Origin of the sequence: Halorubrum sp. SP9, assembly GCF_005435015.1 — an archaeon.
GTDB lineage: Archaea > Halobacteriota > Halobacteria > Halobacteriales > Haloferacaceae > Halorubrum > Halorubrum sodomense.
Genome location: NZ_SGXU01000605.1, coordinates 1 through 292, shown reverse-complemented (window position 1 = coordinate 292; position 292 = coordinate 1). Strand labels below are relative to the sequence as shown.

The window sequence follows — 292 nt, the reverse complement described above, 5'->3', positions numbered from 1 at the left end:
CCGCGCCACCGGTGCCTTCGACGAGGTCCGCACCGGGTTCTGGAAGGAGGAACCGCACTTCCGAGAGGTGCTCCGGACCGTCGAGGGCGACGAGATATACGTCGTCCCGCTGTTCGTCTCGGAGGGCTACTTCACCGAGCAGGTGATCCCGCGCGAGCTCCGGCTCGACGGCTGGGACGTCTCCGAGTGGGGCTCCGACGGCCTCTCGGCGGACCAGGCGACGCTCGTCGCCGAGGACATCGACCGCGAGGTCCACTACTGCGGGCCGGTGGGGACCCACCGCGCGATGACC

Annotated in this window: 1 protein-coding gene; it reads left to right on the top strand. The window is 70.2% G+C overall.

What is annotated here, in order from left to right; all coding sequences use genetic code 11:
* The coding region (locus EXE45_RS18740; protein ID WP_274595503.1) for a CbiX/SirB N-terminal domain-containing protein at positions 1-292 on the top strand (292 nt) is incomplete at both ends.